At 69.7% G+C, this 14,215-nt stretch carries 11 protein-coding genes and 1 pseudogene; 3 read left to right on the top strand and 9 right to left on the bottom strand.

The features are described from left to right. Positions 1–51: 51 nt before the first annotated feature. On the bottom strand, positions 52–1,008 hold the full coding sequence (locus AB0I54_RS22100) for a Dyp-type peroxidase (protein ID WP_363297783.1): 957 nt from the start codon (positions 1,006–1,008) through the stop codon (positions 52–54). 120 nt (positions 1,009–1,128) lie between these two features. Then, on the bottom strand, positions 1,129–1,761 hold the full coding sequence (locus AB0I54_RS22105; RefSeq protein ID WP_363297784.1) for a DUF1345 domain-containing protein: 633 nt from the start codon (positions 1,759–1,761) through the stop codon (positions 1,129–1,131). A 63-nt stretch (positions 1,762–1,824) separates the two neighbouring features. Here AB0I54_RS22105 and AB0I54_RS22110 point away from each other — a divergent pair, with 63 nt between their 5' ends. Continuing rightward, complete coding sequence (locus tag AB0I54_RS22110; protein WP_363297786.1) at positions 1,825–2,175, top strand: hotdog domain-containing protein; 351 nt, start codon at positions 1,825–1,827, stop codon at positions 2,173–2,175. Positions 2,176–2,231: 56 nt separating this feature from the next. On the opposite strand, the pseudogene AB0I54_RS22115 reads toward AB0I54_RS22110, so the two are convergent. The 4 genes and pseudogenes from AB0I54_RS22115 to AB0I54_RS22130 all read right to left on the bottom strand — a co-directional run. Further along, a pseudogene (locus tag AB0I54_RS22115) lies at positions 2,232–2,696 on the bottom strand (sugar ABC transporter substrate-binding protein); the annotation flags it as partial. Positions 2,697–2,909: 213 nt separating this feature from the next. After that, positions 2,910–4,115 carry an MFS transporter gene (locus AB0I54_RS22120; RefSeq protein ID WP_363297787.1) on the bottom strand — a complete coding sequence of 402 codons (1,206 nt, stop codon included), beginning with the start codon at positions 4,113–4,115 and terminating at the stop codon, positions 2,910–2,912. Positions 4,116–4,214: 99 nt separating this feature from the next. Next, positions 4,215–4,538, bottom strand: coding sequence for a hypothetical protein (locus AB0I54_RS22125; protein WP_363297788.1), 324 nt, complete (start codon positions 4,536–4,538; stop codon positions 4,215–4,217). A 48-nt stretch (positions 4,539–4,586) separates the two neighbouring features. After that, complete coding sequence (locus AB0I54_RS22130; protein ID WP_363297789.1) at positions 4,587–5,279, bottom strand: DJ-1/PfpI family protein; 693 nt, start codon at positions 5,277–5,279, stop codon at positions 4,587–4,589. A 218-nt stretch (positions 5,280–5,497) separates the two neighbouring features. Between AB0I54_RS22130 and AB0I54_RS22135 the strand changes: the two genes are divergently transcribed. Further along, a complete protein-coding gene (locus tag AB0I54_RS22135; RefSeq protein WP_363297790.1) occupies positions 5,498–6,835 on the top strand; it encodes a lanthionine synthetase LanC family protein in 1,338 nt (445 codons plus the stop codon). Positions 6,836–6,939: 104 nt separating this feature from the next. Next, positions 6,940–7,509, top strand: a complete 570-nt coding sequence (locus AB0I54_RS22140) for a hypothetical protein (RefSeq protein ID WP_363297791.1) — start codon at positions 6,940–6,942, stop codon at positions 7,507–7,509. Between the two features lie 58 nt (positions 7,510–7,567). Here AB0I54_RS22140 and AB0I54_RS22145 read toward each other — a convergent pair whose 3' ends face one another. The 3 genes from AB0I54_RS22145 to AB0I54_RS22155 form a co-directional block, all read right to left on the bottom strand. Next, positions 7,568–8,743 carry an ROK family transcriptional regulator gene (locus AB0I54_RS22145; protein ID WP_363297792.1) on the bottom strand — a complete coding sequence of 392 codons (1,176 nt, stop codon included), beginning with the start codon at positions 8,741–8,743 and terminating at the stop codon, positions 7,568–7,570. A gap of 207 nt (positions 8,744–8,950) precedes the next feature. Then, positions 8,951–10,258: a hypothetical protein gene (locus tag AB0I54_RS22150; protein ID WP_363297793.1), complete on the bottom strand. Its 1,308-nt coding sequence runs from the start codon at positions 10,256–10,258 to the stop codon at positions 8,951–8,953. 87 nt (positions 10,259–10,345) lie between these two features. Further along, on the bottom strand, positions 10,346–13,888 hold the full coding sequence (locus AB0I54_RS22155) for a ThuA domain-containing protein (protein ID WP_363297794.1): 3,543 nt from the start codon (positions 13,886–13,888) through the stop codon (positions 10,346–10,348). Positions 13,889–14,215: the final 327 nt, after the last annotated feature.

Below are 14,215 nucleotides of genomic sequence, written 5' to 3' on the forward strand. Positions count from 1 at the left end.
TCCGACCACCCACGATTCCACAGAGCCCAAGGTGACGCGATTCGGCGCAGGTCACCCGACCACCTCCGCGGGTTCCGTGACGGGAGCCGCGGGAAGGTCGTCGAGGAAGGTGACCGTGGGCACGTGGAACAGGCATCCGGTGACCGCGGTCGAGTAGTCGAGGATGCGGTCGTACTTGGCTCCGCCGTCGCCGAGGAACATGTGCCTGAGCATCTCTTCGGTCACGTCGGGCGTACGGGCATAGCCGATGAAGTACGTGCCGAACTCACCCTCTGCGATGCTGCCGAACGGCATGTTCTCGCGAATGATCTTGCGCTCGTTGCCGTCCTCGTCGGTGATGGTGTTGAGCGCCACGTGCGAGTCGGCGGGCTTGATGTCGTCGGGCAGTTCGACGTTGGTCAGCTTGGTCCGTCCGATGACCTTGTCCTGCGCCTCCGTCGACAGGGCGTTCCACGCGGTCATGTCGTGCAGGTACTTCTGCACGATCACATAGCTGCCACCCCTGAAGTCGGGGTCCTCGTCGCCGATGAGCGCGGCATCGGCCGCGACCCGGCCGCCGGGGTTCTCGCTGCCGTCGACGAAGCCGAGCAGGTCGCGCTCGTCGAAGTACTTGAAGCCATGCACTTCGTCGACCACCGTGACCGCACCGCTCAGCCGCTCCGCGATCAGCCGGGCCAGTTCGAAACAGAGGTCCGTACGGCGGCCGCGCACATGGAACAGCAGGTCTCCCGGCGTTGCCGGGGCCCGGTGGCGCTCACCGGCCAGTTCCACGAACGGGTGCAGCTCCCGTGGGCGCGGCCCGCTGAACAGCCGGTCCCAGGCCCCCGATCCGATGCCGACGACGCAGCTGAGTTCGTCGTCGGGCGCGCGGAAGGCGACCGAGCGGCACAGGCCCGAGACATCCTCCAGCAGGTCCCGGACGGTCTCCTCGCGGCCGGGCGTGATGGTGGCCACGAGGAACAGGGCGGCTTGGGCAGGCGGAACGATCACGGGCTGCAACTCAAGCACGAGCCCGCCTCCTCACGGGGTGCGAAGGAAACCTGTCGTCGTCGGAACGAAATGTCCCGCACTTCATGCTGTTCGTTTTCCATCCTGCTGCGACTCGGGTGAGTCGGCGCGCGTACGCCCTCACCCACTGACGATTCCCACCACGAGGTTGATGGCGGTGGCGAGGATGCTGGTGCCGAAGACGTACGAGATCAGGGTGTGCCGCAGCACGATCGCACGGATGGCCGAACTCGACACGTTGTTGTCGGACACCTGGTACGTCATGCCGAGGTTGTAGCTGAAGTAGAAGAAGTCCCGGTACGCGGGTGGGCGGTCCGAGTTGAAGTCGATCCCGCCGGCCGTCTCGTAGTACACGGCGGCATAACGCGTGGCGTACATCAGATGCAGCGCGGCCCATGCCATGAAGACGCCGCCGAGCGCGGTCGCGGCTGCGGCGTGGCCGGTCTCGGACCGGCTGCGCACGAGCATCAGCACGATGGCGATCAGTCCGCACAGGGCCACCGCGACGATCACGGATTCCTCGGCGAGGGGCCGGAAGTCCTCGCGCCGGGCATTGCGGTGGGTGTCGGTCGCGTCCATCGGCCACAGCACCAGCCAGCCTGCCAGGACGAAGATCAGCCCTGTTGCGGCGATGCCCGCGAGGACCCCCAGCACCGGATCGATCGGCAGTCCGACGGCCGCGCCCACGACGGCTCCGAAGACGACCGCGCCGACGAGGCGGGGTACGGCGTCCAGGGGCAACCAGGTCCTCACGGACCACCACGGTAGTCCCAGCGGCTGGATGCCGCCGCCGCCATGGCGAGTTAGCGTGAGGCGGTGCGCCATGAGGTGACCGAGGCCGACACCGCGGTGGCCATGGGCAGTGGGGACGTGCCCGTACTGGCCACTCCGCGGCTGATCGCGTGGATGGAGGCGGCGACGATGCGGGCCGCCGCGCCGTTCGTCGGGACGGGTCGGACAACGGTGGGTACGGCGCTGCGTGTCGAGCATGTGCGGGCCACACGGGTCGGCGAGTGCGTGGATGTCTTCGCCGAACCTCCGGCCGCCGCGGGCCGGCGCCTCACGTTCCGGGTGCGGGCCGTCGACGGTTCGGGGAGGTTGGTCGCGGAGGGCGAGATCGACAGGGCGGTCGTCGACCGGGAGCGGTTCTTGTCGAACGGCCGCTGAGCGCCGCCGCACCTCGGGCGCCGGGCGACCGGCGTTCCGGCACACCGACGGCGCGGTCACCGGCCCCAGATCCGTCGGTAGCCCTCCTGGTAGCCCGCCGGGTCCCAGGTCGTGGCGCCGCTGCTGTTGGCGGCCGTGGCCAGGTGGACGGGGGCGACATAGCCGCTGGCGGGCCGGCCGGAGTAGGCGCGGTTGAACTCGTCGATGATCTGCCAGCCCTGCAGGGACAGCGGCTCGGGGACGGTGGCGGTCTGGTACTGCCCGCTTTCGATGCGCTGGAAGGCGGACGGGTCGCCGTCGCCCGCGCCGATGTTGAAGGGCGGGCCGGAGCCCTGCTTCCCGGCGGCGCGGAAGGCGGGGGCGGCGTCCGCGAAGTACAGGTCGTTGATGGCGACGGAGTGGGTCCACTTGCCCGGGAAGCGGGACAGGAGCGAGGAGACCTCCCGGGGTGTGCGGCTGCTCGCGTCCGCGATCGGGATGTTCTCGTACGCGAGGAGCTTCACCCCCGGACAGGTGGCGAGGTGGGTCGGCCGTGGCCCAGCGCCCCCACGTACGGAGCGCCTCGAACAGTGCGTCGAACTCCTGCCGGGAGACGGCGGGCCCGTTGCCGGGAGCAGCCGGCGCGGGCCGCGGACCGTCGGCGAAGCCGGAGCTCATCTGTACCCACCACTCCCGGTCACGGAGTCGCTGTGATGACTGTGATGATCAGAACTCCAGCGTCGCACACACCCGCCTCACAGGTCTCGGGGCAGGTGGCGCCTCACCCGGAGGCCCACTGCCGCAACCAGCACGACGGCACACCCCGCGAACACCAGACCGGCGTTGCGCACCCCCAGCGCCTCCGTCAGGGCACCCACCCCGACGACCGGCAGGGAGATCCCCACGTACGCGACGACGAAGAACGCGGAGATGGTGGCGCCCCGCTGCGCCTCGGGCGCCGCGGAACTCACCGCCGTCAGGCCAGCGCGGAATGCCATGCCCTGCCCCACGCCGCCGGTCACCGCGCCCAGCAGCAACACCGGGAAGGACGTCACGAGCAACGAGACCGCGATGACGAGAAGACCCGTGACGAGCACCAGGCACCCCCAGGGCAGAGCCCTGCGCGCCCCGACGCGACCCATGAGCACCTGGCCACAGGTAGAGGCACCGAACACGCAGAAGACGACGGCACCGACCACCGCCAGGTTGTGTTCGCCGAGCGTCTGGGCGAGGAAGGCCGGGGCCACCGCCGTGAACAGGCCGAGCAGGGAAAAGCCCGCGAACGCCGCCAGGGCGCAGGGCGCGAACACGCCGCGCACCTCGGGTGGGACGGTCATTCCCTGCGGCCGCACCGGGGGCCGGGGCCCGGCGTGGTGCACGGTCTCGGGCAGGAGGCAGGTGACCGCGACGGCGACCGCCACGAGCACCAGATGCACGACGAAGGGCAGCTTGAGCGGCCAGGGCGCGTACTCGGCCAGGAACCCGGACACGAGAGGTCCAAGTCCCAGGCCCCCCATGTTGGCCGCGGTCGCCGCCAGCGCGGCACGTGCACGCCGCCCGGCCGGTGCCAGATCGAGGACGGTCGCGGTGCCCGTTCCGCTGAGCAGCCCCGCCGAGAAGCCCGACAGCACCCGGCCCACGTACAGCAGCGGCAGTCCGCCCTCGGACAGGAAGCACAGCGCGCTGAGCGCGGCCAGGGCGAGCGCGCCCAGCAGCACCGGACGCCGCCCCAGCACGTCGGAGAAGCCACCGGCGATCAGCAGAGCGGTGATGACACCCACCGCGTAGACGGCGAACACCACGGTGACGGTGAGCTCGGAGAACCCGATCTGCTGCCGGTACAACCCGTACAGCGGCGTCGGCAGGGTGGTCCCGATCATGCCGACGGCGAAGACCCCGGCCGCGGCCTTGTACCCGGGCCGGTGGCCCTGCCGACGGCGGACGGTGTCACTGGTGATCACACCCCACCATAGGCATCCGTATGGGACAAGGTGGCCATCGTGACGGCGGCCGCATCGATGTGACGGCCAAGGCGCCGCCGTACGACCGGACCGGCCCCGTCAACGAGGGTCCGGTGCCTCGGACGCGGTCCGGCGGTGGCCGGTGACCTTGGAGGCGGGGAGGCGGCCGGCCTTCGAGGTCCCCGTCAGGGTGTCACCGACGACGGTCACGGTGAACGTCAGGTTCAGGCGCATCGGCCGGGTGACGGACTGTTTCCAGGTCAGCGTCCGGCCCTCGACGCCGATGTCCACGAGGGGGACCTGCTCGCCGGCCCCGTGAGCTGTCCCGGTCAGCCGCCCGGCTTCACGGCGCAGTTCGATGACGGGCTTGATCCGCCCGATGGCGGTGGCGATGGTCAGGTCCCAGGTGCCTTCGACGGTCATGCGGTGGTGGTTCCTCACGGTCTCGGTGCGGGTGGCGGACATCGGACATCAGAAGGCGGTGGGGACGGGGCCGTGGGTGCGCCAGACGGTGCCGCGGCGCTCATGGGCGAACAGCTCCTCGACCGCGTGGGCGATCCGCGGGCCGACCTCGCGCTCCAGCAGGTACAGGCCCAGGTCCAGGCCCGAGGTGACGCCGGCTCCGGTGACCAGGTCACCGTCGTCGACCACCCGGGCGCGCACGGCATGGACGCCGGTGGCATCCAGCATGTCCATGCCCATGTGGTGGGTCGTGGCGTTGCGTCCCTCGATCAGACCGGCCATCGCCAGCACCAGGGAGCCGCCGCAGACCGCCGTCATGGTGATCCGCGGGTTGTCGATGGCCGCCTTGAGCAGTCGGGGCAGTTCGGTGGTCAGCGTGCGGCCCAGCAGCACGGGGATGAACTCGTCCTGCTGCCCGTGTGACTCCGCGCCGGCGTCCTGGTCGGGCGTCTCACCCGGCTCGCCGACCCGGCCCGAGGCGCCGGGGACCAGGACCAGACCGGGGCGGTCCGGATCCAGGGCGGAGGTGGCGCGCAGCGCCAGACCTCCGGTACCGCTGACCACCTCCCGGGGGCCCTCGGCGGAGACCAGTTCCACCGTCACCGCGCCGCCCGAGGCGCTCCCGCCGGCGTGGAGGACTTCGTAGGGGGCGATCACGTCGAGCGGGTCGAACCCGTCGAACAGAACGATCTGCACGTGCATGTGTATGTCTTTCGACTCGGTGTGAGTTGTCTCTGAGGGGCGTGGTCATGGTCGTGGTCATGGTCGTGCTCGTGGTCGAGCCAAGGCCGGCCGGCCGCGCTCGCCACGCTAGGCCCGGGGACTGCTCGCCCCCAGGGGCGTTCGTGACACCCTTCGACGGGATCTCGCCGACCCTTGTGCAGGTGACCTTCGGGAGCGGGCCCCTGTAGCGTGTCCGGGTGGTGACGAGCGACGCGTACCAGGAGCTGGGAGAGGCTGCCTGGTCATGGGTGTTGAAGCAGGTCCTCGATGACAAGGGCCCTTGGCTGCCGGAGACGGTGTCCGATTCGGCACCGGAGGAAGGCCAGGAGCCGGCACCGCCGAAGGACCGGGACTCGCTGTACGCGGGGATTGCCGGTCTCGCCCCGGTGCTGGCGGAGATCGAGCAGTACAGGGCATGGAGCGACGGCGAGCGGACACTGGCGGCGGGGATCGTGACCAGGCTGTCGCAGGAGGCCGCGGGCAGAACCGAACCATCGCTGTACGACGGCCTGGCAGGCGAAACCATGGCGCTGAAGCTGCTCGCCCCGGGCAGGGAGTCGATCCCGCTGCGGCGCCTGGCCGACCTGGCCACCCCCGAAGGCTGGAAGACCACCCTCGAATTCGAACCGGGTTCCGACGCACCCCTCAACGACATCATCATGGGGTCCGCCGGTGTGGTGATGACCGCCGTCTGGGCGGGCGGTGAGTTCGCGGAGGCCATCGCGACAACAGGCGGTGAGGCGCTGCTGCGCACGGCGGACCGGACGGAAGCGGGACTGGACTGGGGGATGGCGCCGGGCACGGTGTCGCGGGCACCGAACTACTCGCACGGCACCTCCGGAGTGGCCGCCGCGCTGGCCGTGGCCGGTGCGGCGCTGCATCGGGAGGACTTCATCGAGGCCGCGGTGCGAGGAGCCCAACACGTGCTGTCCGTAGGCTCGTTGGAGGACGGCGGCTTCATCGTGCCGCACACGATCCCGCCGTCGAAACGGGAGGTGGAGCCGGTGACGTACACCTGGTGCCACGGTCCGGCGGGCACCTCCCATCTGTTCTCGGCGCTGTCGCACGCGGGCGTGGCCGAGGTGGCGGGCCTCGACGTCGGCGAACTCCGGCAGCGCTGCCTGACCTCGATCCTCGCCTCGGGAGTCCCGGAACGCCTGCGGCCGGGCTTCTGGGACAACGACGGCCGCTGCTGCGGAACGGCGGGCGTGGGGGACGTACTGCTGGACGCGGCACAGGACGGCGCGGGCACGCCACGAGCCGAAACCCTCCTTCAGGCGGCGCGCACGATGGGCGACGCGTTGGTGGAGCGGGCGATCAGGGACGAGGCGGGCGCCCGCTGGCGCTTCCTGGAACACCGCAAGGACCCACCGCTCCTGCCGCCGGGCACGACGTGGATGCAGGGCGCGGCGGGCATCGCGGCGTACCTTCTCCGCCTTGCCCGGTTCCTCGAAACCGGCCCGGAGGCGGTGGTGGTGGACCGCCCGGACCAGTGGTGGGCAGTGCCGCCACGGCTGCGCGCTACGGCCTTGTGAGAGGAGCGGCGGCTCGTCCCGTGCCGGCGGGGGCAGGACTCCGCGCCGACGCGCCGGTGCGGTGATCCGATCGCCTGCCCGCCCGCTGCTGCCACCATGAGCCCATGGCGGTGATTCCGGGCTGGGTGTGGGAGAGGAAGCCGGTCGGCAGGGCGCTCAGCGTCGGAGTCCCCACCGGCCTCTTCGCCGGTGCGTTCGCACTCATCGAGTCGGGCGCCTGGCCGATCGCCGCGGTGGTGTTCCTCGTACTGGCCGTGTTCTACGGCCCCATGACGGCCCGTCGCATAAGCCGGGCCTGGCCCGGCGCAGAGGAACTGAGCCGGGCCGAGCGAGCGGCGGTCGTACGCTCCACCCGGCGCGGTGAGGACATCGGCGACGCCCGTCTGGCTCCCGCCGTCGTCGCCTATGCGGACGGGCTGCGCCAGACCCGGGAACGCGGTGGATGGGTGCGGTGGGTGGTGCTGTTCGCTGCCGTGGTGTCGCTGTTCGTCGCGCTGAACGACACCTTCCATGGCTCGACCGGGGAGGCCGTGTCCTCCTGGGTGGTGGTGGCGCTGTTCATCGCCGACCTGACATGGCGTCCGCGGAGAGAGGCCCGGCTGCTGGCGCAGGCCGATCAGGCGGAGAGGTGGGCGCGCCGACGGATGCCGGGCCGGCAGCCCGGCGACGGCTGAGGCACTGACGGGCCCCAGGCGCCCTCCCCATCACCGGCTCAGTGGTGACCGGCACGACTCACGCCTGCTCGAAGGCGAGGTCGCTGGCCAGCACCGCGGCGCCGGTCACACCGGCGCGCGGCCCCAGCTCGGACAGCACAACGGGCAGGTTCCTGGTCGCGAGCGGCAGCGACCGGTGGTACACAACGCTGCGGATCTCGGCGAGCAGGATGTGTCCGAGCTGGGCGAGCCCGCCACCGATCACGATCATCGAGGGGTTGGCGAAGCTGACCAAGCCGGCAAGTACGCTGCCGACGTGGTGCCCACCGTCGCGGATGAGCCGGATGCACGTCACGTCGCCCTCGGACGCGCCTTCGGCCACATCCTTCGCGCTGACCGCGTCGGAGGCGGCGAGCCGCTCGGCCAGTGCCGGGGACCTGTGCGAGCGCGCCGCCGCGGTCGCCTCGCGGGCGAGTGCGGCGCCGCTGAACAGAGCTTCGAGGCAGCCGACGTTGCCGCAGGAACAGACCGGCCCGTGCGCGTCGACCTGGATGTGCCCGATGTCGCCGGCGCAGCCGTCGGTCCCGCGGTAGACGTTTCCGTCCTGGAAGATGCCGCACCCGACTCCGGTTCCGATCTTGATGAACAGGAAGTCGTCGACCGAGTGCGCGGCGCCGCCATAGCGCTCGCCGATCGCCATGATGTTCACGTCGTTGTCGACGACCGCGGGGCAGCTGTGCTTACGGGTGAGGTACTCGCGCACGGGGAACCGGTCCCAGCCCGGCATGATCGGCGGCGACACCGGCACACCGTCGCGGAAGCTCACCGGGCCGGGCACTCCGATGCCGACCGCGGTCAGCCGCTCGTACGCCCCCTCCGTGCGGGCTTTTGCGAGCAACTCGTCGGCCCGGTGGAGGATCGCCTTCGGCCCCGAGCGGAGGTCGGCGGACTCCTGGTACGCCGCGACCTGTTCCAGCCGGCCGTTGGTCACCTCGACGTCGATCGAGGTGGCGCCCAGGTCGATGGAGGCGAAGCGCAGATCCGGGTTCAGTTCGACGAGCGTCGACCGACGACCGCCTCTGGACGTGGCGGGCCCGGCCTCGGCGGCGTAGCCCGCCGCGATCAGACGCTCCAGTTCGACGAGCAGCCGCCGCCGGGGTACCTCAAGGCGGTCGGCCAGCTCGGCACGCGACAACGCGCCTTCATCGCGTAGCAGCCGGAGCAGCTCGGCATGCAGCGGTTGTGGGCTTCGCACCGGGGTCACCTCTGACGCGTTCATATCAGCGCAACATGCTGTGCCATGGCTTCCACGATAATGACTTTCGCCGAGAGTGGTCCATACCTTTGAGAGTTACTCATGGAACTTTTGTTCTTTCTTGCAAAAGTCCGGGGCGGCGCGGCGGCCAGCGCCCCGCCCGTGCCGCGGCGGCCACCGCGGCACGGGACGGGAAGCGGCCGGGTGTCAGCCGCGCAGTGCCGCCATACCCGCCGCACTGATCCTGGAGAACCGCAGGGACTGGCCCGGGTCCGAGTTGCCGCCCGGGGCGTTGTCCTGCTCGTAGTTCGCGTTGTAGTGCCCCTTGGCGCCGATGCCCCCGTAGAAGGTGGTGTAGTCGATGTCGCTGCGGGGGTCGCCGAACGGGATGAAGTTGTAGCCGTTGCCGACGCCGGGCGCCTCGCCGGTGGCGTCGCCGTCCTTGGCGTGGAACAGCTGGTAGCGCTGCGGCTGCTGGGCGACCTGCGCGGCCGGGTCGAAGATGTCCTCGACGCGGTTGCCCTCCCAGTCGTAGCGCCAGCGCCACTGGTGCTGGGCGACGTGCGCCCAGTACACGTCCATCTCGATGACGCACAGGGCCGGGTCGGTGACGTCGAGGTAGTGCTGCATGAGGCGCTTGCCCGACTCTCCCCGCACCTGGGTGGGCGCGATCGGCTTGCCGGTCACGCGGTCCTGGGTCACGGTGACCATGGGGCCGTCCTGCAGGAAGTTGTACGCCGGCGAGTGGTTGTGGGTGTAGAGATGGATGCCCCACTGCTGGCTGATCGTGTTCAGTGCCTCCCATTTCTCGCCGGCGACGGTCCACGGCTCGATGTTGCGGTTGCCCGCGTTCGTCGGGTCGCTGCCGGTGCCCATGAACGGTGTGCCCAGGATCGCCGCGAACTCGAGTTCGGTCTGCAGCCGCTCGTAGTCCTGTGCGGCCATGGTGCCGCCGGCGCTGTTCGGGCCGTTCCACGTGTTGGGGATGAACCCGTGGTTGCCGATCGCCTCCAGGCCGTAGGCGTCGAGGAAGCCGCGCAGGGTGCGTGCGTACGCCAGGTACGCCGCCCGCGACTGCGGTGTGGTGACGCCGCCGGGCGCGGGGTTGGGCACGTCGCCGCCGGGGTTCGCGGCGTTCTGGCCGTAGCCGGCGAACTCGATCTGCTTGAAGCCGCAGTTCGCCAGGAACTCGAACAGCTCCACCCAGCCGCCGGGCAGCGGCACCAGCGGGCCGAGGTCGGTGGGGTCCTGCGGGAAGTTGGGGCCGCCCAGGTAGCCCATGGTGGGTGAGACGCCGCTCGCTCTGCTCGCCGCGATGCCGACCCGGGTGGGCACGTCGCGCTGGCTGTAGGTGATCGTGCCCAGCTTGCCGGCGGGGATGAGCCGCCCGTTGGCCGCACTCGCCTGGGCCGGGGTGAACACGGATGCGGGGCCTATCGGGCTGAACGCCGCGGCTACCGCCGCGCCCGTGCCGGCCATGAACCGGCGTCGGCTGAACTTGCTGTTGAAGGCCATCGTGGTCCCTCTTTTCGAAGTGGCTGTACCGGATCAGGGCCGGGGGCACCGCAGTGAGCGTGCGGCGCCCCCGGCCGCGGGGTGGTGCTAGGAAGCGCTCACTCCTTGTCCGCCGAACTCGGCCCAGTTGAGGTTGAACAGGTTGGCGCCGGTCTGGCCGCCCGTGACCGACCGGAACACGAGGTAGATCTTGTGCTTGCCGCCCGGGTCGGTGATCGGGAACTTCTGGCTCTCCCAGGCCGACGTGGCACCGGTCGACGTGAGGTTGGCCGTGGTGAGAACCGGCCCGCTCACCGAGTCGAGGCGGACTTCGACGGCGGCCATCGGGCTACCCGCCGGCACCGCGGTCGACGTACTCGCCACCCGGAAGGTCAGCGAGTCGATGCTGTGCAGGTCGAACGGTCCGTTCAGGCCGATCCAGTCGCCGCTGCCGAGGCTGCCGCGGTGCTGGCTGCCGCCGGCCGGGTCGTTCGTCGTGGCGACGTTGGTACCGGACTCCTCCAGGGCGACCTCGGCCTCCTGGCGCTTCTGCCGGATCTGGTTCTGAGCGACTGTCGTCAGCGCCGGAACGCCGCCGGCTCCGCCCTTGTCGGTGTACGAGGCGCTGATGACACCGAACACGTTGCCCCCGTGGGACACATCGTCGGCATCGGTCGCCAGCACACCCGTGCAGCCGTGGGCGCTCTGCTCGGCGTGGCCGTGGGTGTCGTGGCCGAGGACGAACGTCACCTCGACCTTGCTGCAGTCGATCGTCCCGTCCTCGGGATCGGTGACCGTCACCGAGAACGGGATGCTCTCGCCGAAGGAGAACAGGCCGCCGTCGACCGGCGTGTTGACGGTCACGGTGGGCGCGGTGTTGCCGACCGTGATGGTCGTGTTCGCCGAGGCGGACTTGCCGCTGGAGTCGAGCACCGTCAGCTTCGCGGTGTACTGTCCCGGCGTCGTGTAGGTGTGGTTCGGGTCGGGGTCGATCGAGTCGACGGTTCCGTCACCGTTGAAGTCCCACTCGAACCGGATCGAGTCGCCCGCGTCGGGATCCCGTGAACCAGCGCTGGAGAACTGCACGTTCAGCGGTGCGGAGCCGTTCGTCGGCGTCGCCGCGAGCACCGGGATCGGTGCGCGCTTGCCCTTGACGTAGTCCCACCGGTACAGGCCGGCGTCGGGGTTGCTGTTGAAGAAGCCGTCGCCGTAGCCGAGCAGGTAGAAGTGACCCTTCCCGTCGAACTGCATGTCCATCGGGTTGTCACACTCGAACGGCTTGTTCGTGTCCGGGACCCGCTTGGTGTTCAGACCGGCGCAGTCGAGCAGGTCGTTGATCTTGAACACCCTGCCCTTCGAGTCCAGGCGGACCTCCTTGAGGGTGTCCCGGGTGAACTCGCCCAGGAAGACCGCGTTGTCGTAGTACGGCGGCAGCTTCGTCTGATCCGGGTTGTCCGGGTCGAAGTGGTACTTGGCCGCGCCCTGCGGGCCGACACCGCCGGTGCCCAGCTCGGGGAACAGCCGCGGGCAGCTGGTGGCACCCGAGCCGTTGTAGTAGGCGAGGCACGGCGTACCGATCGGGTTGTCCGCCCGGTTCTCGGGTGTGTACGAGTACCAGATGTCCGGGTTGGTGATCGGCGGAACGTACTCGAGGCCGGGCTCGACGGTGGGTCCGCCGATGAGGTTCCACCGGGAGTTGTTCTGCGGGCCGTGCTCGGGGTTGTCGCACTCGAACGGCTGCGCAGGACTGTCCAGCGGCGTGGAGGTGTTGAAGTTCCAGCGGTAGTACGGCAGATCCTGCTTCACGCACAGCGGCCAGCCGTAGTTCGCCGGCTTGCGCACGATCTCCACTCGGCCGGTACCGGCCGGCCCGCGGAAGTTCTGCGGGGTCTGCGAGTCGGGCGAGTAGTCGGTGATGTAGGCGACGTCGTTCTCGTCGACCTGGACCCGGAACGGGTTGCGGAAGCCCATCGCGTAGATCTCCGGACGGGTCTTGTCCTTGCCGACCGGGAAGAGGTTGCCCGAGGGGGCCGTGTAGGCGCCACCGAACTTGTTCTGGTCGCCGGCGGCGATGTCGCCGTCCTTGACCGTGATGCGCAGGAGCTTGCCGCGCAGGTCATTGGTGTTCAGCGCCGAGCGGCGGGCGTCGACGAACGGGGCGTTGTACTGCCCGCTCGTGGTCATCATGTCGTTGAAGGGAGCGAAGCCCCCGGAGTTGCCACTGCCGGCCGGGGTGTCGTCGCCGGTGACCATCCACAGGTTGTTGTGCTTGTCGAAGTCGATGTCGCCCGCGACGTGGCAGCAGGCGCCGCGGTTGACCGGAACCCGCATGATCTCCTGCTCGGACCCGACATCCAGGTGCGCCGGTGTGTCCCCGGCGGCGTCGACGAACTTGAAGCGGGAGAGCTGGAAGTACCCGACCCAGGGATCCCAGACCGACGGTGAGGCCCCGGTGGTCGGTGCGTCCGCCGTCGGAGTCGTCTGGGTGACGACCTCACCCGTCGACAGCTTCACGTCCTTCACGGTGGGAGGCGCGTAGTAGAGGTAGACCCAGTGGTTGGTCTTGAAGTCGTTGTCGATTCCCGGCCCGTACATGCCGTCTTCGCTGTTCTGGTAGACCGGGATCTGGGCCAGCACGGTGGTCTTGTTCGACTCGGGGTCGTGCAGCCGGACGCTGCCGCGGCGGTCGGTCTGAAGGGTCCGGCCGTCGGGAAGGACGTCGAAGCCGATCGGCTCGCCCAGGTTCGGCGGGGCTGCTACGGCCGTCTGCTGGTAGTTGGACAGCACCGTCGCGCCGCAGTCGGAGTAGACCGGGTCGGCCTGCCCGGCCGCCCACTTGATCGCGCCACCGAGGTGCGAGCGCATGTCGCCCTCGCGGAAGCTGTCTGCGGTGTTGCCGAGCGCGGTGTAGAAGGAGCGGCCGCCCTCGAAGTCCTTGCACCAGGTGACCGGGTGGTCGGCCCCCATCGTGCCGCCCTTGATGCCGGTGAGCGTCTCACCCGACGGCTGCTGCTTGAAGGTGTCCTCGACGACGGTGGCAAGGACATGGCTCTTGCCGCGCACATTGGACTTGAAGTTGTACCAGGCGTCGGAACGGGTCCAGTACTCCGGCAGGTTCTTGGACGCCTCGTGGACGCGGTCCGCGACCTTGATGGTGCCGGGCTGCACGTCGGTCCGGCCGGATGCCCGGGTGCCGAGGACGTCGGACAGGAATTTCCAGTCGGGCTGGGCTTCGATCGCCGAGCCGATGGCGACGAGGCCGCCGCCCGCGCGGTAGTACGCCTCGAAGGCGTCCTGCTGGGCGGTGGTGAGCACGTCGCCGTTGGTGTTGAGGAAGACGACGGCGCGGTACTGCTTGAGGTGCTCCACGTCGAACTTGCGGGCGTCGTCGGTCACTTGAACCGCGAACCGGAGCTGATCGCCCAGCTGTCTTATGGCGTCCACACCGGCGTTGGTCACCGACGGGTGTGCCTCCGTGGATTTCGTGAAGACCAGGACTCTGTACTCATTGCCGGAGCTCTCCGGCGCCGCAGCGTCCGGTGGGGACGCCGCGGCCGGGACGGACGCCGATGCCAAACCGATCAGCATGCTGCCCAGGAGTGCGAGCAGCGCGCCGAACACGGTGAGGCGGCGGCGGAAGGCAATGCGCATGGAACCTCCTCAGGGGTACGCCAGACCAACGGGCCGTCGTGCGAAGACGGCCCGGCCGGGAAGGGGTGCGGGGGGTATGCGCCGGAATGTTCAGAAAGAGGCGGACAGGTGACCGATCGCAGCGGTGCGAGCGGGACGGGGACGGCTTGGCGGCAGGTGCGTGTACTACGTCGAGCTGCGCATCAGTGCCCACCGGGATCGCTGGTGAGCGACTGGCTCGGTCTCCGAGTTCTAGCGCGGATCGTATAGCCGCTAATGCGCCAAAGATAGACTCTGTTACGCGAAAGTTTCAGGCACAGGGTCTGAACTTTTGCTCAGACAACTCAA

Source organism: Streptomyces sp. NPDC050625 (assembly GCF_040654755.1).
Classification (GTDB): domain Bacteria; phylum Actinomycetota; class Actinomycetes; order Streptomycetales; family Streptomycetaceae; genus Streptomyces.

What these genes read in the sequence shown, in the direction of transcription:
- AB0I54_RS22125 (WP_363297788.1), bottom strand. Translation starts at nt 4,538, where the DNA reads ATGACCGTCGAAGGCACCTGGGACCTGACCATCGCCACCGCCATCGGG.
- AB0I54_RS22130 (WP_363297789.1), bottom strand. Translation starts at nt 5,279, where the DNA reads ATGCACGTGCAGATCGTTCTGTTCGACGGGTTCGACCCGCTCGACGTG.
- AB0I54_RS22140 (WP_363297791.1), top strand. Translation starts at nt 6,940, where the DNA reads ATGGCGGTGATTCCGGGCTGGGTGTGGGAGAGGAAGCCGGTCGGCAGG.
- AB0I54_RS22150 (WP_363297793.1), bottom strand. Translation starts at nt 10,258, where the DNA reads ATGGCCTTCAACAGCAAGTTCAGCCGACGCCGGTTCATGGCCGGCACG.
- AB0I54_RS22155 (WP_363297794.1), bottom strand. Translation starts at nt 13,888, where the DNA reads ATGCGCATTGCCTTCCGCCGCCGCCTCACCGTGTTCGGCGCGCTGCTC.